This is a genomic window from Stenotrophomonas sp. 63632_Sma, from assembly GCF_056482875.1.
Genome location: NZ_CM151220.1, coordinates 1,564,902 through 1,581,033, shown reverse-complemented (window position 1 = coordinate 1,581,033; position 16,132 = coordinate 1,564,902). Strand labels below are relative to the sequence as shown.

16 protein-coding genes and 4 tRNA genes are annotated in these 16,132 nt (G+C 62.7%); 8 read left to right on the top strand and 12 right to left on the bottom strand.

The window, feature by feature from the left end; genetic code table 11:
- The first annotated feature begins 96 nt into the window (after positions 1-96).
- Complete coding sequence (locus ACZK45_RS07260; protein ID WP_020924942.1) at positions 97-1,263, top strand: glutathione-independent formaldehyde dehydrogenase; 1,167 nt, start codon at positions 97-99, stop codon at positions 1,261-1,263.
- 484 nt (positions 1,264-1,747) lie between these two features.
- Positions 1,748-2,638, top strand: coding sequence for a LysR family transcriptional regulator (locus tag ACZK45_RS07255; RefSeq protein ID WP_023093405.1), 891 nt, complete (start codon positions 1,748-1,750; stop codon positions 2,636-2,638).
- 21 nt (positions 2,639-2,659) lie between these two features.
- Here the strand turns inward: ACZK45_RS07255 and ACZK45_RS07250 are convergent, their stop codons facing one another.
- Positions 2,660-2,953 carry a helix-turn-helix domain-containing protein gene (locus tag ACZK45_RS07250; RefSeq protein ID WP_071536335.1) on the bottom strand — a complete coding sequence of 98 codons (294 nt, stop codon included), beginning with the start codon at positions 2,951-2,953 and terminating at the stop codon, positions 2,660-2,662.
- Between ACZK45_RS07250 and ACZK45_RS07245 the strand changes: the two genes are divergently transcribed.
- Both ACZK45_RS07245 and ACZK45_RS07240 read left to right on the top strand, forming a co-directional pair.
- Positions 2,911-3,726 (top strand): substrate-binding domain-containing protein, encoded by an 816-nt coding sequence (locus ACZK45_RS07245; RefSeq protein WP_023093404.1) that lies wholly within the window; start codon positions 2,911-2,913, stop codon positions 3,724-3,726. The genes ACZK45_RS07250 and ACZK45_RS07245 overlap by 43 nt on opposite strands.
- 118 nt (positions 3,727-3,844) lie before the next feature.
- Positions 3,845-4,813: a Dyp-type peroxidase gene (locus ACZK45_RS07240; RefSeq protein WP_023093403.1), complete on the top strand. Its 969-nt coding sequence runs from the start codon at positions 3,845-3,847 to the stop codon at positions 4,811-4,813.
- 37 nt (positions 4,814-4,850) lie between these two features.
- On the opposite strand, the gene ACZK45_RS07235 is transcribed toward ACZK45_RS07240, so the two are convergent.
- The 3 genes from ACZK45_RS07235 to ACZK45_RS07225 form a co-directional block, all read right to left on the bottom strand.
- Positions 4,851-6,794, bottom strand: coding sequence for a tyrosine-type recombinase/integrase (locus ACZK45_RS07235; protein ID WP_023093402.1), 1,944 nt, complete (start codon positions 6,792-6,794; stop codon positions 4,851-4,853).
- A 226-nt stretch (positions 6,795-7,020) separates the two neighbouring features.
- Positions 7,021-7,096: transfer RNA gene (locus ACZK45_RS07230), tRNA-Gly, on the bottom strand.
- A 142-nt stretch (positions 7,097-7,238) separates the two neighbouring features.
- Positions 7,239-7,314, bottom strand: a tRNA-Gly gene (locus tag ACZK45_RS07225).
- 130 nt (positions 7,315-7,444) lie between these two features.
- Between ACZK45_RS07225 and ACZK45_RS07220 the strand changes: the two genes are divergently transcribed.
- From ACZK45_RS07220 to ACZK45_RS07210, 3 genes are all read left to right on the top strand, one after another.
- Complete coding sequence (locus ACZK45_RS07220; RefSeq protein ID WP_478445643.1) at positions 7,445-7,846, top strand: hypothetical protein; 402 nt, start codon at positions 7,445-7,447, stop codon at positions 7,844-7,846.
- Positions 7,839-8,282, top strand: a complete 444-nt coding sequence (locus ACZK45_RS07215; protein ID WP_478445642.1) for a hypothetical protein — start codon at positions 7,839-7,841, stop codon at positions 8,280-8,282. Before ACZK45_RS07220 ends, ACZK45_RS07215 begins: the two co-directional genes overlap by 8 nt.
- A 64-nt stretch (positions 8,283-8,346) precedes the next feature.
- Positions 8,347-8,829 carry a hypothetical protein gene (locus tag ACZK45_RS07210; RefSeq protein ID WP_478445641.1) on the top strand — a complete coding sequence of 161 codons (483 nt, stop codon included), beginning with the start codon at positions 8,347-8,349 and terminating at the stop codon, positions 8,827-8,829.
- A gap of 9 nt (positions 8,830-8,838) precedes the next feature.
- Here the strand turns inward: ACZK45_RS07210 and ACZK45_RS07205 are convergent, their stop codons facing one another.
- Genes ACZK45_RS07205 through ACZK45_RS07190 form a run of 4 tightly spaced genes read right to left on the bottom strand, consistent with a single transcriptional unit; the run spans position 8,839 to position 13,088 of the window.
- Positions 8,839-9,753, bottom strand: coding sequence for an HlyD family secretion protein (locus tag ACZK45_RS07205; protein ID WP_293794653.1), 915 nt, complete (start codon positions 9,751-9,753; stop codon positions 8,839-8,841).
- Positions 9,750-10,478: an ABC transporter ATP-binding protein gene (locus tag ACZK45_RS07200; protein ID WP_032128913.1), complete on the bottom strand. Its 729-nt coding sequence runs from the start codon at positions 10,476-10,478 to the stop codon at positions 9,750-9,752. Before ACZK45_RS07200 ends, ACZK45_RS07205 begins: the two co-directional genes overlap by 4 nt.
- Before the next feature lie 10 nt (positions 10,479-10,488).
- Complete coding sequence (locus ACZK45_RS07195; protein ID WP_253143279.1) at positions 10,489-11,628, bottom strand: ABC transporter permease; 1,140 nt, start codon at positions 11,626-11,628, stop codon at positions 10,489-10,491.
- Positions 11,625-13,088 carry an efflux transporter outer membrane subunit gene (locus tag ACZK45_RS07190; RefSeq protein WP_125893542.1) on the bottom strand — a complete coding sequence of 488 codons (1,464 nt, stop codon included), beginning with the start codon at positions 13,086-13,088 and terminating at the stop codon, positions 11,625-11,627. The genes ACZK45_RS07195 and ACZK45_RS07190 overlap by 4 nt, the downstream gene beginning before the upstream one ends.
- A 190-nt stretch (positions 13,089-13,278) precedes the next feature.
- On the opposite strand from ACZK45_RS07190, the gene ACZK45_RS07185 reads away from it, so the two are divergent.
- A complete protein-coding gene (locus ACZK45_RS07185; protein ID WP_253143281.1) occupies positions 13,279-13,626 on the top strand; it encodes a hypothetical protein in 348 nt (115 codons plus the stop codon).
- 67 nt (positions 13,627-13,693) lie between these two features.
- On the opposite strand, the gene ACZK45_RS07180 is transcribed toward ACZK45_RS07185, so the two are convergent.
- From ACZK45_RS07180 to pgsA, 4 genes are all read right to left on the bottom strand, one after another.
- Positions 13,694-13,769, bottom strand: a tRNA-Gly gene (locus ACZK45_RS07180).
- Positions 13,770-13,884: 115 nt separating this feature from the next.
- The gene (locus ACZK45_RS07175) at positions 13,885-14,991 is read right to left on the bottom strand and encodes an NAD(P)/FAD-dependent oxidoreductase (RefSeq protein ID WP_478445640.1); all 1,107 of its coding nucleotides are present in this window, start codon (positions 14,989-14,991) and stop codon (positions 13,885-13,887) included.
- Between the two features lie 137 nt (positions 14,992-15,128).
- Positions 15,129-15,204 (bottom strand) — tRNA-Gly (locus ACZK45_RS07170).
- Between the two features lie 291 nt (positions 15,205-15,495).
- Entirely contained in the window at positions 15,496-16,122 is a 627-nt protein-coding gene (pgsA, locus tag ACZK45_RS07165; RefSeq protein ID WP_012510614.1) for a CDP-diacylglycerol--glycerol-3-phosphate 3-phosphatidyltransferase, read from the bottom strand.
- Between the last annotated feature and the right edge of the window lie 10 nt (positions 16,123-16,132).

The window sequence follows — 16,132 nt, the reverse complement described above, 5'->3', positions numbered from 1 at the left end:
CCCACTTCGATTTAGAAGATGGAAACATTAACGCACAGAGGTGACGAAATGACTCCGACCGGTAACCGAATCGTGACTTTCGAGAAGCCCTTGGAAATGAAGGTCAACACCTTCAAATTTCCAGAGCTGATAACCCCTCAAGGGAAAAGCGCACCCCATGGCGCTATCCTCAAAATAGTTACCACAAATATCTGTGGCAGCGACCTTCACATTTATCGCGGTTCGTTTGCTGTTCCCAAGGGAATGACCATGGGCCATGAAATGACCGGCGAAGTGATCGAAGTGGGATCAGACGTCGAAGTCGTGAAGAAGGGCGACATCGTTTCCGTTCCCTTCAATGTGGGGTGTGGGCGTTGCTACAACTGCAAGCATATGCGCTCCGATGTATGCGAGAACACCAACCCCGAAATCGACTGCGGAGCCTACGGGTTCAACCTCGGTGGCTGGACGGGGGGGCAAGGTGATTATCTCTTCGTACCGTATGCGGATTTCAATCTCCTTCGCTTCCCTGACAAGGATGCCGCCATGGAAAAAATCCGCGACCTGACCCTTCTCTCTGACGTATTACCCACAGCTTTCCATGGGTTCGCTGGCCCGGACTGGCCAGCCGCACCGGCCTACGTCGTCGGCGAAAACATCCTGATCTTCGGTGCCGGGCCGGTCGGCAGAGCGGGTGCCGCCTGCGCCAGACTTCTGGGTGCAGGCGCCATCATCGTTGCCGATTACATTCAAGAGCGGCTGGACCTTCTCAAGCCACACGGCGTGGAAACCATCAACCTTTCCGACGGCGTGCCGATCGAGGAGCATCTCGAACGCATTACCGGGCACAGGGAGGTGGATCGCGTCATCGACTATGTTGGTGTGGACTGCCGCGGGTTTGGCGCGGAGGCTGACAAGATCGTGGAGAGCGCTGTTACCAACGCAATGCTCAAATATGTCCGCTTCGGCGGAATGACCAGTACGGTCGGTGTGTACTGCGCAAACCCGATCTCGAAAGACCCGAAAGCCAAGAAAGGCCATATGGATCTGGAATGGTCCAACGCCTGGATCAAGTCGCCGCGAATGTCGGCTGGTCAATCTCCGACGGCCAACTACAACCACGCGTTAATGCGGGCGATACTGAACGATCGCATGCCTTACCTTTCGCCGATGATGAACACTAAATTCATCAAGCTCGAAGACGCGCCCGCCGCGTACAAAGAGTTCGACGCGGGTTCTGCATACAAGTACGTCATCGACCCGCATGGTTCAGTGCGGCATTAAGCATCCGGCGCGGGCTAAGCATCAGGATGTCTCACACTTTCTGGTGAGAGGCATTCTGGTCCCGCCAGTCTCCGGGCAGCAACTTGAGCCGGCGAATATTTTCGCCGGCATTTGCCGTCTGCCCCAAGGTACTTGCCTTGGCTCGGACCAGGAGCAGAGCCTCAGCAATCCGCAGGTGATGATCAACCGCAAGCGTGTTCAAGCGCTTGGTTCGCAATCGGCCAAGGGTCAGACGGGGACGATGCACGGCATCCATTGACGTGCGTGGCTGGAGATAGCCTTCGTCTGATCCTTATCACCCCACGGACTTGATCAGGCTCGCCTGGTGTTGTGCCTGCCTCGGGCCATCGCACGGTCAACCCAGCCCTGGCTCATTCAGCCAGAAGTTTCCAATGATGTGGCCGAACTCGCCGCCGCCAGAATGGCAGTCACTTCTATAGGGAGATAGCACAGTGTTGGATAAGTCGGAACGGGAGGGTGGCCTATGGAGCTGCGCCATCTTCGCTGCTTCGTAGTTCTTGCTGAGGAGCTACATTTCACGCGGGCGGCTGAGCGCCTGCATATCGAACAACCACCGCTATCACGAGCCATCAAGGAACTTGAGGACGAGTTGGGCGTAGTGCTCTTCGACCGAAACCGACGAGGAACAGTTCTAACGGCGGCGGGCGCGGTCTTCTTGCAAGATGTTCGCCGTCTATTCACAGTGCTGGAACAGGCTCGTGAAAATGCCAAGGCTGTGGCATCGGGCTTGCGCGGTAGCCTGCGCATCGCTGTATCAGATGGGGCTATCGATCCACGGCTGTCGGCATTTCTGGCTCGTTGCCGCGCCGAGGAGCCGGAGATCGAAATACGCTTGTCAGAAGTGCCTCTGGCAGAGCAAGTGCGTGGCTTGCGTTCGGGCGACTTCATGATCGGGTTCGCGCACACGGCCGATGTCGGCGACGGTATCGCTGCCGAACCAATCTGGCATGACCCGCTGGTGATTGCGGTGCCAGCTCGTCACTCATTGCTCACCTACAAGGAGGTGCCACTTCAAGAACTTCAAGGCCATCCACTTGTCCTGTGCGACCCGCAGGTATGCGAGGGCTATTGCCGCGAACTCAAGCGGCTGCTCAACACGTTGGAGCACAAGCTGAATGTTGTCGAGGAAGTGTCCTCGCTAGACATGATGCTCACGTTGGTCGGCGCCGGCTACGGCATCGGCTTTATGACGGCGACCAAGATTCCCATCTCCCAACGGCCGGATGTGGTGATCCGCCCCTTGGCGATGGATTCCGCCGTGATCACCACCTACCTGCTTCGGCCCGACGGCGGCAATTTATCGGCTTCGGTGGAGCGTTTTATCGTTCGCCTTCGCGACTCTTCGGACGGTTGACGGAGCTGGCAGGCTAGACACTCAGGGATCAGTGTCGGCACGCAGATTGCGTTCGGTCGCCGTCATCAGGTCAGCCGCGCTTATTCCAAGTGCCGTAGAAATTTTCAGTATGAGCGGAAGCGTGGGCACGTGCTCACCACGCTCGATCTTACCCATGTGAGAACGCGAAATGCTTGCCCGAGATGCGAACTCGTCTTGCGCGACTCCTTGAGCGACGCGCGCAGCGCGCACGGCCTTTCCGAAGGCTGACGCCGACTCGGATTCATACGTCGATGTGCCAGAAGGACGGCCTGGCTGAATTGTTGATTTCTGCATTAGCAGAAGCGTCAAACAATCTGCCACAATTAACCACGTTAAAGATAACGACGTTAAACTTCACTCTTTCCTGCAACGCTGGTTTGCCTTTCTGGACAGATCGCTTATTGGGGGCCCTCATGCATGACGCCACCAGCCAGTTTTCCCATTTCAGGCTTGCTATCGCGCCCGGAGTGCCATCCTCTTGCCTCACAACGCTTCTTGCCCTACAGCGCGCGGAGGAACCAGAAGTCACCATCACGTTCTTTGAGACCTCAGCCGATGATCTGTTGACGGGCCTTGAGGAAGGCCGCTACGACGCTGGAATGTCGCTTCGGAACGCTGGTGCTCCGGCCGTGAAAAGCCAACCGCTCTGGGTGGAGAACGTGGCTGTTGCAGTGCCGCTGGGGTCCCCCTTAGTTGCCCAGGCGAAGATCACGCTTGCCGAGCTTCTGGACTATCCGGTGTTTCGCTGGCCGGCGGAGACTTGCCTACTGCTGGATCAGCGACTGTCCTTTCTTCCGTTGAGCCAGCAGAGCATTCAGCATGTGACTTCGTTCGAGATGATGGCGCTTTGGGTGACCGCTGGCTACGGAGTGGGGCTCTCCGCGCAATCGCGCATTGAGCGTGCCCATGCGTGGGGGATCACTATGCGACCGCTTTCAGACGGCCCCTACGAGATCGTGACATACCTGCAGCGGCCCCACGGACGAGCCAATGTTGTTTCTGAGCGGTTCGAGCACAGGGCAATGCTGGTTGCCAGGGACAGCGCGGCTTGCTCGAACAACCCATAGCCCGCTCTCGCCGAGGCTGCGTGCGGGTAGTTACAGCGGCACGCGCCTGTTAGCGCGCCAGTGATAGCACTTTCATCTCTGGCAATATGATGAATGAACATGGTCTTTGGAGGCACGAATGGTTGGAAGTGGTTGGGACCGAGTACCAATTGACTCGCAAAGCATCGATGCGCCGCTGTCGCGCGCGGCGGTGTTTCTCACGTTGACGGTCGCCGAGGGCCACGAGGCCCTTCAGGTGGTCGCCGGCGTCTTGGACGGGCTGGACGACCTGATCAAAACGGTGGGCTTCCGCGATCTCAACGGCCGGCTGTCGTGTATCACTGCACTGGGATCGGCGCTATGGGACCGTTTCCAGACCGGGAAGCGCCCGAAGGAACTACGGCCCTTCCTGCCCATCGAGGGTGCTAAGCACACCGCGCCTGCCACGCCCGGCGACCTGTTCTTTCACATCCGTGCCGAACGTGAGGACCTCTGTTTTGAATTCGAGCGCCTGCTGCTGGACCAACTGGGCAGCAGCGTGACGGTGGCCGACGAGGTGGTCGGTTTTCGCTACTTCGACTCCCGCGACCTGCTTGGCTTTGTCGATGGCACGGCCAACCCGACCGGGCACGACATCGGCGCCTCGACGCTGGTCGGCAGTGAAGATCAGGCGTTCGCCGGCGGCAGCTACTTGGTGGTGCAGAAGTATCTGCACCAAATGCAGCCGTGGGCTCGGCTCGCCAAGGACGAGCAAGAGCGGATCATCGGCCGGGAGATCGTCAGCAATGTCGAATTGCCCGACGCGACGAGCGGCCAGAAATCGCACAAGACCCTCGCCACGATCGTGGACGACGACGGCACCGAGCACGACATCCTGCGCGACAACATGCCCTTCGGCCGCCCCGGCCAGGGCGAATATGGCACCTACTTCATCGGCTACTCCAGGCATCTGTGGGTGACGCAGAAGATGCTGGAGCGCATGTTCCTCGGCGATCCGCCAGGCATGCACGACCGCCTGCTCGATTTCTCGACGGCGCACACCGGCGCCGTGTTCTTCGCTCCCGCACCGCGCACGCTGAGCGAACTCGTGGAGGCGGTGCAAGCGTAATGCAGGGGCCACAAGGCCCCTGCAAGGTTTGAGAGCCCTATGCTCCGTCTAGAACTACTGCGCTATCCACCAGCCGACGAACGCTTTGCCGCACATCCTCGGGGATGGGGTACGGGGCAATGGCCTCGGGCATATCCGCATGGTGCTGGTAGTCGCCCATGATGACCCGGATGATTGCCGGCACGTTGGTCGGCGTGACCGCATCAATGGCCGCGCGATCCCCCAGGTCAGGGTGCGGCTGGGTCAGCATGCGGTACAGATCCCACGAATCCGCGTGCGGGCACTGGTTCATGAGCACCTGGGCCAGCTTGTGCTTGAGCGGCACCAGTTGCCAATCGGGAACACGCTGCCCCCGATTGCCCAAACTGATGGACAGCAACTTGCCCGCTTTCAGTTCGCGGTTGATCTGGTCCTTGGACTTTCCGGCCAGCTTGCCGAACAGCGGGACCGGCAAGCTGCTTGGAGACTCGTAGATGGTCAGCATTTCCTCGCGCTCGCGCTGGATCGCGGACACTTCCGGCTCTGGGGCATGCGTCGGAGGCGGCGGCACCTGAGACAGCCGCTGGAACGTGATCCCGCCGCCATTCGAGGTCACGACAATGGGTGTTGCTACAACGGGCGAGACGCTGGTGAGAGTGGGCTCGGCCACCGTGGGGGCCGTCTCCACCGCTTCCTCCGCTTCCGCCATCGCCGGCACTCCGTCGATACGGATGGTCAGGTGCGCGCTCGCGGCTTCCACTTCGCCCTGTTCGAGCAGGTCGAGCCGATCGGCCCAGTCCTGCATCATCCGACGGCGCGGCTCAACGTACTTGGCGTGGTTGTAGGACGAACTCACCTTGTTGGGGTCGGAATGGGAAAGCTGCGCGTCCACCCAAATCTTCGGGTAGCCAATCTCGTTGAGCGCCGTCGAGATGGTGCCGCGGATGCCGTGGCCGGTCAGGCGCCCCTCATAGCCCATGAGCTGCACGGCCTTGTTGAGAGTGTTCTCGCTGATGCGCTTCTTGAGTTCGCTGCGGTGTGACAGCAGGTACCTCTGCGCCGGCCGCATCACCCCCAGAAGATAGCGCACGATCTCGATGGCCTGCAGGGATAGCGGCACGATATAGGGGGGCACATCCTGCGGCCGCTTCCCTGCCTTGCGCATTTCATCCTGGAGCTGCTTGACGATCTGCGGTGGGATGATCCACAAGCCGCGGTCGAGGTCGAACTGTTCGGGTTCGGCCAACCGCAGTTCGCCGGTGCGCACCCCGGTCAGGAACAGCAGCCGGACGCCAAGCTGGGTCTGCCAGCCACGGGGGTTGTAGAGCCGGAGCTTCTGGAGGAACTCGGGCATCTCGGGCAGGTGCAAGTAGGGATTGTGGGCTACCGGGGGCTTGGGTTCGGCTACCACGTCCAGGTCTGCGGCCGGGTTGACCTCCAGCCCCTCGGCGATGACCAGGGCATAACGGAACATCTGGTTGAACCAGGTGCGGACCTTTTCCGCAGTAGTGAACGCCTTGCGCTTCTCGATCGCCGCCAGGACGCCCAGAAGCTGAGGGCGGCGAATGTCATAGATCGACATCTTCCCCAGAGTGGGCAGCACGTCTTTGTTAAAGATGCGTAGGATCTGGGAAAGCGTGCTCTGACGGCCTTCCTTGAGTTCCTTACGGCGATGCTCGACCCAAGCATCGAAGACGGTCTTGAAGGTGTATTCGCCTGCCAGCTTGGCCGCGTGCCGTTTCTGGTCGCGCTCGACCTGGGGATCGATCCCCCTGGCAAGCAGGGCCTGGGCCTTGTCTCGCTCGGTCCGGGCTTCACGCAGGCTGAGGGCAGGATAGCCGCCTAGGCACAGGCGCTTTTGCTTGCCCAGCCAGTAGTAGCGGAATTGCCATGACTTGCCGCCTGCGGCTGAGACCATCAGGCCCAGGCAGTCGTTGTCGGAGAGGGTGTAGCGTTTTCCGGTGGTCTTCGCCTGCCGGACGGTCAGATCAGAGAGCGCCATTTCGAGACTCCTAAGTAATGACTTAGGCCCTATGCTCGTCATGGTTCCCGCTCAGCCCCAGCAACTATCCGGTAGCCGACCCACCCGTATTCTTGTGCCTTATTTGGTCACTCAAAAACGGTAGCTGTGGGTGGATTTCCGTGGCACTCGCTGGAATGAAAAAAGGAGCCGAAGCTCCTTTTTTCAATGACCTACAGACCCCAGTAGAAGTCTGTAGATCAAAATTTGGAGCGGGAAACGAGACTCGAACTCGCGACCTCAACCTTGGCAAGGTTGCGCTCTACCAACTGAGCTATTCCCGCGTAAGCCGCCATGGTACCGGAAATCCGGAACACACACCAGCGATTTCACTTTTCTGACTGCGCGTAAAGCCTTGTGGCCCAACGTGCCCCGCCTTGCCGTGGCGGGAGAAAAACAAGGCCCCTACCGGGGCCCTGTAGAATCTGGAGCGGGAAACGAGACTCGAACTCGCGACCTCAACCTTGGCAAGGTTGCGCTCTACCAACTGAGCTATTCCCGCAGATTCCGTTCGACCTGCGTCGAAGGAGCGCTATTGTGTCCAAATTCCTTCACGCCGTCAACAGTCTTCACACGATGCGGTCATGGGCGTCCGCACTGGGGTACGCTGCCCCGCCCAGCCCCGTGCGCCCATGTTCCTTCGCGGCAAGCCCCTGTTGATCGCCCTGCTGCTGCATCTGCTGGTGGCCCTGCTGTACTGGGCACTGATTCCCCTGGGAATGAACTGGTATCGCGACCATTTCGGCTTCACCTCCCATCGCGACATCAGCCTGGGCATCGCCCAGTTTTATCTGTTCTGGATGTTCATTGGCGCCCAGCCGCTGATCGCGGTGCTGCGGCCACTGTTTGCCAAGCTGCTGGTCCTGACGATTCCTTTGGCGTTCGCCAGCTGGACGCTGATGCACAACCATCCGCTGCGCCTGCTGTACTTCACCGCCGGGCCCGGCCTGCTGGCACTGGCCGCAATCGTCATCTCCGCATGGTATGCATCACGCAACCGCCTCCCCGCCGCCATGGACACCGCCGATGCCTAGACGCTACGTCCGCCTGTTCTGGTTGCTGGTCGCGCTGACCTGGCTGGCGCTGATCGTCGCGCTGGTCAATGCCGGCTTCACCCCGGACTACTGGTTGCTGCACCGCCTGGAAGGCGCCGAACTGCCCTACCCGACCAGCACTGTCATCGTGTTCGCGTTGCTGGGCACGGTAGAACTGGTCGTGGCCGCCTTGATCGTGCGGCCATGGAAACTGAAGCGACTGTGGCTGCGCCTGTTGATTGCCTTCGTTCTGCTGCTGGCGTGGTCGGTACCGTGGATGCTGTCGGCCATGCATCAGCCACCGGTGCACGGCATGCACCTGCTGTGGTTGCTGCTGCTGGACGTGGGACTGCTGCTGGCGCTGTGCGTGGTGTCGCTGGTCAGCGTCCTGGGACGCATTTCCGGCAGGAAGAAGACCCCGACTGCGGTTCCTTAAGGCGCTGGATCCGAGGGCTTCACCGCTTCATTTTCGGATCTCTTGCATGGATTGCGGCAGGCCGATGCAGGAAGTTGAGGATCCGCCAGCGACAAACGCCTGCATCGTGCCCCTGCCCATCGCATTCCGTGCTCCCCCTTCCTTCTGGCTGCTGGCATCACTCATCTGGCTACTGCTGGTTGCCGCGCTCATCCATGCCGGCTTCAAGCCAGACTACTGGCAACTGCGTCACACCGAGTCCGGGACACTGCCCTATCCCATCGGCTCGGTGATCACGTTCGCGCTGATCGTCCTCGTGGAAATGACAGCGCTGGGCCTGGCTGTGCAGCCATGGCGGTTCCGCCGCCTGTGGCTGCGGATCCTGATCAGCCTCATTCCATGGCTGGGGTGGAACGTCCTATGGGGCTTGGCTGCCATGCATCAATCTCCCGTGCGCGACGTTCACTCGAACTGGCTGCTCGGCATGAGCGCCCTCCTGCTGCTTGCACTGCTCGTGGTTGTGCCGGCCTCACTCTGGCCTCGCCTGCGACGCTGGCTCGGGAACTGAGGCCCGCGCCTACTTCCGGAACTCCACCCGCACATGCTGGCCGAAGCGCGCCTTGGCCTCGCCGTCGAACTCCAGCACACACTCCACCACCTTGGCCACGCCGCGCCCCGCGTCTTCGGGCAAGCGCGCCTGCGCGAACACCGGACTGATGCGCACCACGCGTGCGGGTGGCAGTGAGCCGGTGTTCTCGGCGCCATCGCTGTCCGGTACGACGGTGGCCTTCATGCCCACCTGCACGGCATCGGCATAGGCGGCGCTCAGTTCTGCGCGCACCTGCAGCGGGCGTGCCGGCAGCAGCGAGATCGCCGGCTTGCCACCCTGCACGAATGCACCGAGGCCCGGCATCTGGCCGACCACGGTGCCGGCTTCCGGCGCGCTCAGCGACATCTGCTGCAGTTTCAGTCTGGCGTGTTCCAGCTTGTGCTGGGCCATGTCGACCTGCGCACCGGCCACATCGACATCGGCGCGCACACCTGCCAGCTGCTGCTTGGCCGCATCGGCCTGCTGGTTGGACGACACGCCTTCGCTGGCGCCGGTGGACAGACGGGTGGCGTTGCGCTCCAGTTCGCGCAACTGCGCCTGGCTGCCCTTCAGGCGGTCGTTGGCCAGGGCCAGATCGGCGGTGGCCATCGCCACTTCCTGCTGCAGCAGGGCGCCATCCAGCGACAGCAGCAACTGTCCCTTCTTCACTGTGGCACCCTCCTTCACCGGCGCGGCGGTGATCGAGCCATCCACCGGCGGTGCCAGCGCGATCAAACCGCCCTCGACGTCGATGATGCCGCGCGCGACCGCAACCTTGTCGGCGGCAGCAGTGCTGGCCTTACCGGCGGATGCTTGGGCCGGCGCCTCTTTGGAACAAGCGCCGAGCAGCAATGCCGCGGACAGGGCCAGGCTGAGGGGAAGCAGGTGCGACGTCTTGGTCATGGGGCGGACTCTACAGTTTCGTTCTGGCGGCGGTCATCACGGACCATGCCGTCTTCCATGGCGATCACCCGATCGGCATGCCGGATCAGGCGCGGATCGTGGCTCACGCACAGCACGGTGGCGCCATGCGCACGTGCGTAGCGATGCAGGATGTCGATCACGCGCTGGCCATTCTCGGCATCCAGCGCGCTGGTCGGTTCGTCGGCGAAGATCAGCGTCGGCGACTTGGCGAAGGCGCGCGCAACGGCCACGCGCTGCTTCTCACCACCGGACAGCTGCGCCGGTCGCATGTGGCTGCGGTGGCTGAGGCCCACCTCGTCCAATGCCTTGCGGGCCAGCGGTTCGCTTTCGCGATTGCTCATGCCGCGATAGCCCAGCGGCAGCTGCACCTGTTCCAGTGCGGTCAGTGCGGGGAACAGATTGAAGCCCTGGAACACGAAGCCGACATGGTGCAGGCGGAAGCGCTCCACTTCACTGCGCGTCATGTGGCCCACATCCTGCCCGAGTGCGTGCACGCGGCCGCCATCGGGCGCAGACAACCCAGACAGCAACGACAGCAGGGTGCTCTTGCCGCAGCCGGACGGGCCCGACACCAGCGTCAGCTCGCCGGGATAGATGTCCAGCGACAGGCCGCGCAGCACCGGCACCTGTACATCGCCGGACATGAAACCCTTTTCAAGTGCGTCGGCCTGCAGGGTCGGGGCGACGGCGCGTATGGAAGTCATCGGCCGGTCCTCAACGCAACAGCAACGATGGATCGGAGCGGACGACACTGCGTACCGCCATGATGCTCGACAGCATGGCCATCACCGCGACCAGTGCAACGCAACCGATGATCACCATCGGTGTCAGCTGCACCGGCACGCGCTGGGTCTGTGCGATCAACAGCACGACGGTACTGAACGCCGCCGCCAGCAACATGCCCACGCCGCCGATCAGCAGCGCCTGCTCGAACACCACCCGCGCCAGCGCATAGCGCCCGGCACCGAGTGCATTGAGCGTGGCGTACTCGCGCACCGAACCGGCCACCACCGAAGCAAACGACTGGTTGGTGATCACCGCGCCGACGAAGCAGACGATGACGGCCATGAACAACACTGCGATGCCGGCACCGGTATCGAACAGCCAGTATTGCTGCGAGCGGCTGGCGAACTCCGGTGCGGTCCAGAACTCGACCGGCGTGGCCTGCCCCATCGACGTGGCCAGGCGGTCGCGCACACGGTCGGCCAGGTCCGGCGAACGCAGGCCCGCCACGAAATAGGTACTGCCCTCGTGCGGATCGGTACTCGCGATGGCGCGCGCGGTATCCAGCGAGGCCAGCACGTTGACGCCACCAAGGCCACGCAGGCCCGGTTGTGCCGCGACCACGCGCACTGCCTTGCCATTGATCCACGCACGGTTGTTCTGCAGGTCCACGCCCAGCGTATCCAGATCGGCGCTATCGACGATCACCGCACCGGGTTCGCGCAGCTGCGCGCGCAGGTCGGCGGGCAGGATGCGCGCGAACATCATCGCGTCGCCTTGGGTGGAGATGCCGGACAGATACACAGAAACGTTACCGGTACCCTGCGCGCTGGAGCGCCATTCGCCATCGACCCACTCGTAGGGTTCGACGCGGGTGACATCCGGATCCATGCGCAGGTGGCTTTCCACATCCGCACTGATTGCATGGCCGTAGTTCACGCTCTGGGTGCCGGGGAAACCGGCCCAGATATCAGCCGACGATGCCTTCACGTAGATCGCGGCGGTACCGAAGATACCCAGCACCAGCGCCGCCTGCACGATCAGCAGCACGCCAGCGAAGCACATCGCCAGCACTACCGGCAGGAACCGGCGCCACTCATAGGCCAGGGTCTTTCGGGCCAGCGCAATCATTGCGACGCGTCCTCGGCTTCGACCGGCAGCGGTGCGCCACCGAGGGCGCGGTACAGCGAAGCAAACGCGAGCACGCGTGCGCCCTGCGCACCGATCAGATCAGCCTGCGAGGCGAGCGCGGCACGCTGCGTATCCAGTCCATCGAACTCGCTGGACAGGCCCAGCTGCACCTGCCGCGCTTGGCGCTTGACCTGCTGGCCGGCGGCATCATTGGCCGCACGCAGCGACTGGATGCTGCTGTCCTGGCGCGCCAGGCTGCCCAGCGCGCCCTCCACTTCGCTCACGCCTTCCAGTACCGCCTTGCGGTAACCGAGCAGTGCAGCATCCAGCTGCTTTTCGTCGGCATGGAAACGTGCACGGCGTTGGCCCCAATCCCACAGCGGGATATCGACGTACGGGCCGATCGACGGACTGGAATCGGAGTTGGAGCGGGCGTTCTGGGTGAGGTTGTAGGCGTACAGGATCGAGCCACCAAGACTGACCCGCGGATACATCGCGGCACGTGCGGAGCCCTTGCTCGCCGCGGCCTGCATCACTTCAGATTCGGCCAGCAGAATCTGCGGGCGGTGGCGCAGCAGATCGGCCGGTACCTGCTGCAGCGAGAACGTGCCCAGCTTCGGCGGCGAGCGATAGGCGCGCCAAGCCGGATCCGGGCCATCACGGCCCAGCAACAATGCCAGCGCACGGGCGGCGTTGTCGGCGTTTTCCCGGGCTTGTGCGATGGCGGCGTGGGTGGCGGCCTGGCGTGCACGCAGGCGATCAAGTTCGCCCGGCTCATCCAGGCGCAGGCGCTGGCGGACCAGGGCCAGGTGCTCGCCGCGGTCATCCACCGATTGCTGGCGGGCCAGCAGGTCCTGCTGGGCCTGTGCAACGGTCAGGTCCAGATAGCTGCGCACCACGTCGGCAATCACCGCCACCTGCGCGGCATTGCGCAGCGCCTCGGCATTGCCGGCCGAAGCCTGCGCGCTCAACTGCGCGCTCTCGGCGGCACCGAACAGGCCCAGGTCCCAGATCGCTTCGATGCCGGCATGGAAGTAGGTATCGACGGCGGCGGCGTCCTGCACCTGCTTGGCGCTGGCCGAGATTTCCGGCAGGAAACGCGAGTCGGAAGTGCCGGCGACGATCCGAACGGCCTGCAGGCGCAGCGTGGCCTGCTGCAGGTCGAGGTTGCCGGCGATGGCCTGATCGACCAGGCCATCCAGTGCCGGGTCGGACAGCACTTTCCACCACTGTCTGGCATCCACTGCCACGCCCTGGCCCTGCGGCACCTGGGTCCAGGTGCTGGGCGTGCGGTCAGGCAGGTCCGGAACAGGCACCGACATGCAACCGGCCAGGGCCAGGCTTGCCAACAACGCGCCAGGGCGCAGCACTGCATGCAGGGAGAGTCGGTGCCCGGCCTTGGGCACTGCCACTGAAGTGATACGCCTGACCACCAGCCCGCCAACGTGTAGAAGGAGCATGAAGGCTACCGTGCGATTGTGGAGCGAACATGGAGAAATCGTCCGAAAAAGGTCACAGCACGCGTGCGGTTCAGGCAACGCCGACCCAGTCTTTCACTACGCTTTCAATGCGTTCTCGACACGGAACACTGGACGACTTTCACAGCGTATTGCACATTGCGGCATTGTCTTGCTTCGATGCTGCCCGACCGTGAAACACCCCCGCCGCTGGCTGCTGATTGGCTCGATCACGACAGCGACTGTCGGTGTGATCGTGCTCGTCCTGACCACCCCACTGGTCTCGAACGCCGTGCTGCTACTGATGGAGCGCAGCAACTTCATCCCCCGTGAATCTTCGATCTTCACGTTCGAGCCATATGCCATCAACCAGGGCTCGTCGAACTACTGGCTGTACGGAAAGGACCGGACCTACTACTACCACTTCACCTACGAAGATGACGCTCCCTACGTCTACATCCCGCAGGACAACCGCTGCCCCGGTTTCCACCGGCAGGATGCCCGGACCTGGTGCAGCGCCCTGCCCGGCAAGGCACGCTAGCGCGGCGGTGGTGCAACCGGTGTGACAAACGAAAAACGCCCCCTTGCGGGAGCGTTCTTCTTGAATCTGGAGCGGGAAACGAGACTCGAACTCGCGACCTCAACCTTGGCAAGGTTGCGCTCTACCAACTGAGCTATTCCCGCAGATTCCGTTCGACCTGCGTCGAAGGAGCGCTATTGTGTCGATATTGCTGCACGGCGTCAACAGGAATTTTCGCGTGCATTGTGGGGCGGCGTTCAGGCCCCCAGGACCGATACCTCAGGTTCGCAGGCCACGGCGATGGAAGTAGACCTGCTCGGCGATGCGCCGCGTGGTCGCCGTGTGCAGCAGTGCGTTGAGCGGCCAGTCGGCCTGAAGGTGATCCATCGCCCAGCGCAGCAGGTACTTGCCGTGAAATGCGGGGGCTACCTGCAGCGCTACCCGTTCGGCGCCCGGCCCCTGGCCGCGCAGATGGCGGGCAATCGCCTCGCCGACCGCCCAGCCATGCCGCCACGAGGAATGGATGCCCCCGGCGGACAATGGCGAGACGATGCCCGCCGCGTCGCCGGTCAGGATCACGCGTTGGCCGGTGAACGGCCCATCCGGCCGGCCGCAGGGCACCAGCCCTGCGCGGGTGGCCGAGGGACGCGCCGAAGGCGGAATGCCGACCACATCGCGCACGTGCTCAAGGAAGCCATCAATATCAGGCGGGCGTACCTGATTCGGGTCATGGCGCAGCGCCAATCCCACCTGCAGGCCGGTTGGATTCTGCGCGACCCAGCCGATGTAGCCCGGTGCAAAGCGCTTGCTGACGAAGCAATGGAGTGCGTCACCCTGCGGCAATTGCAGGCCGGCGAACTCACGTTCGACGCCGTAGAGATTGTCGCGCACCTGGCCTAGGCCAGTGCGCCGGGCCACGCGCGAACGTGCGCCATCGGCACCGACCAGGTAGGCGCAGCACCCTGCCCCTTCCACCTGCCAGCCGTCACCACTGCGATGGGCGTCGGTAAAGGACTGCTGCAGGCGAAGGTCGACACCGTTCGCGCGCAGCTCGCTGGCCAGCCAGCGCATCAGGTTCGGCGTATCGGTGGTGAGGAAGTAATAGCCCGGCGCGGCCAACAACACGCTGCGCAGGTTCGGCGCATACAGCCGCACATTGGCAACGCGTTGCACCAGGTATTCGGGCATGCGCCCCAGCCAGGTCTGCTCCATCGCTTCCTTCACCACGATGCCGGTGGTGTGCAGGCGTTCGCCGGGATGTGCCTTGCGCTCCAGCACGCAGACGCGCAGGCCGTATTGGGAAGCGGCCAGCGCGCAGGCGGCACCGGCGAAACTGGCACCGACGATGACCACGTCGTGATCGTAGGCGGAGGATTGATGAGGCATCGCGGCGTCACCCTTGGAACGAAGGATGCAGCATCCAACCTTCATGTGGTGGGGCGATGGGGCGACGGTGAAGTGGCAATGAAGCGCGTTGGACGCAAACGAAAAACGCCCCCTTTCGGGAGCGTTTTTCTTGAATCTGGAGCGGGAAACGAGACTCGAACTCGCGACCTCAACCTTGGCAAGGTTGCGCTCTACCAACTGAGCTATTCCCGCTTGGGAGGCGAAATTTTACCTATTCCAAGGATGGCGTCAAGCGCTTTTTTAGGGTCTGCGAGGCACCTTGCATTGCGTATCCACGCATGGCGTGGATCTACTATGGCATCCCCGCAAACCGATGGATCCGCATCATCCGTGGATGCGGCATTTCCAGTTGATCCACGCCATGCGTGGATGGGGCATCACCGTAGATCCGTCCAGCGTGTCGAGTAGATCCACGCCATGCGTGGATAAACGCACCGATGGGGTCAGAGCCCTTTCCTGCGGAAAGGGATCCGACCCCGGGGCTCAGTTGCCCAGCTTCTTCTGCCGCGCACGCTCGCGCGCCGCGCGTTCGTCGTCGCGCAGGCTCGGCCAGGCGGCGTGCAGGTACTGCAGGCCCGACCACAGGGTCAGCACCGCGGCGATCGCCAGGGTCCAGTCGCCGATGTGGAACACCGGCCAGCCCATCCAGATGTCTTCCACCGGCACGTTCGGGGCCACCGAGTACAACAGGCACAGCAGTGCGACCATCTGCGCGGTGGTCTTGACCTTGCCGATCATCGCCACGCGCACCTTGGCGCGCTGGCCCAGCTCGGCCATCCATTCGCGCAGCGCCGATACCGCAATTTCACGGCCGACGATGACTGCCGCCCAGAATGCCATCCACGGCGTCGGGTGACCCTGCACGATCAGGAACAGCGCCACCGCCACCATCAGCTTGTCCGCGACCGGGTCGAGGAAGGCGCCGAAGGCCGATTCCAGCTGGTAACGGCGTGCGATCCAGCCATCGAGCCAGTCAGTGATCGCGGCCAGGCCGAAGATCGCCGCCGAAGCGAAGTTGGTCCAGGTGTAGGGCAGGTAGAACACCAGCACCAGCACCGGGATCATCACGATCCGCAACAAGGTCAGCCAGGTGGGCAGGGTCAACTTCATGCTTGCGTGC

Coding starts and splice junctions, on each gene's coding strand:
- pgsA (WP_012510614.1), bottom strand. CDS start 16,122: ATGAAGTTGACCCTGCCCACCTGGCTGACCTTGTTGCGGATCGTGATG.
- ACZK45_RS07220 (WP_478445643.1), top strand. CDS start 7,445: ATGTTCCTTCGCGGCAAGCCCCTGTTGATCGCCCTGCTGCTGCATCTG.
- ACZK45_RS07205 (WP_293794653.1), bottom strand. CDS start 9,753: ATGACCAAGACGTCGCACCTGCTTCCCCTCAGCCTGGCCCTGTCCGCG.
- ACZK45_RS07255 (WP_023093405.1), top strand. CDS start 1,748: ATGGAGCTGCGCCATCTTCGCTGCTTCGTAGTTCTTGCTGAGGAGCTA.
- ACZK45_RS07210 (WP_478445641.1), top strand. CDS start 8,347: ATGCAGGAAGTTGAGGATCCGCCAGCGACAAACGCCTGCATCGTGCCC.
- ACZK45_RS07190 (WP_125893542.1), bottom strand. CDS start 13,088: ATGCTCCTTCTACACGTTGGCGGGCTGGTGGTCAGGCGTATCACTTCA.
- ACZK45_RS07200 (WP_032128913.1), bottom strand. CDS start 10,478: ATGACTTCCATACGCGCCGTCGCCCCGACCCTGCAGGCCGACGCACTT.
- ACZK45_RS07245 (WP_023093404.1), top strand. CDS start 2,911: ATGTGCCAGAAGGACGGCCTGGCTGAATTGTTGATTTCTGCATTAGCA.
- ACZK45_RS07215 (WP_478445642.1), top strand. CDS start 7,839: ATGCCTAGACGCTACGTCCGCCTGTTCTGGTTGCTGGTCGCGCTGACC.
- ACZK45_RS07250 (WP_071536335.1), bottom strand. CDS start 2,953: ATGCAGAAATCAACAATTCAGCCAGGCCGTCCTTCTGGCACATCGACG.
- ACZK45_RS07240 (WP_023093403.1), top strand. CDS start 3,845: ATGGTTGGAAGTGGTTGGGACCGAGTACCAATTGACTCGCAAAGCATC.
- ACZK45_RS07235 (WP_023093402.1), bottom strand. CDS start 6,794: ATGGCGCTCTCTGATCTGACCGTCCGGCAGGCGAAGACCACCGGAAAA.
- ACZK45_RS07195 (WP_253143279.1), bottom strand. CDS start 11,628: ATGATTGCGCTGGCCCGAAAGACCCTGGCCTATGAGTGGCGCCGGTTC.
- ACZK45_RS07175 (WP_478445640.1), bottom strand. CDS start 14,991: ATGCCTCATCAATCCTCCGCCTACGATCACGACGTGGTCATCGTCGGT.
- ACZK45_RS07260 (WP_020924942.1), top strand. CDS start 97: ATGAAGGTCAACACCTTCAAATTTCCAGAGCTGATAACCCCTCAAGGG.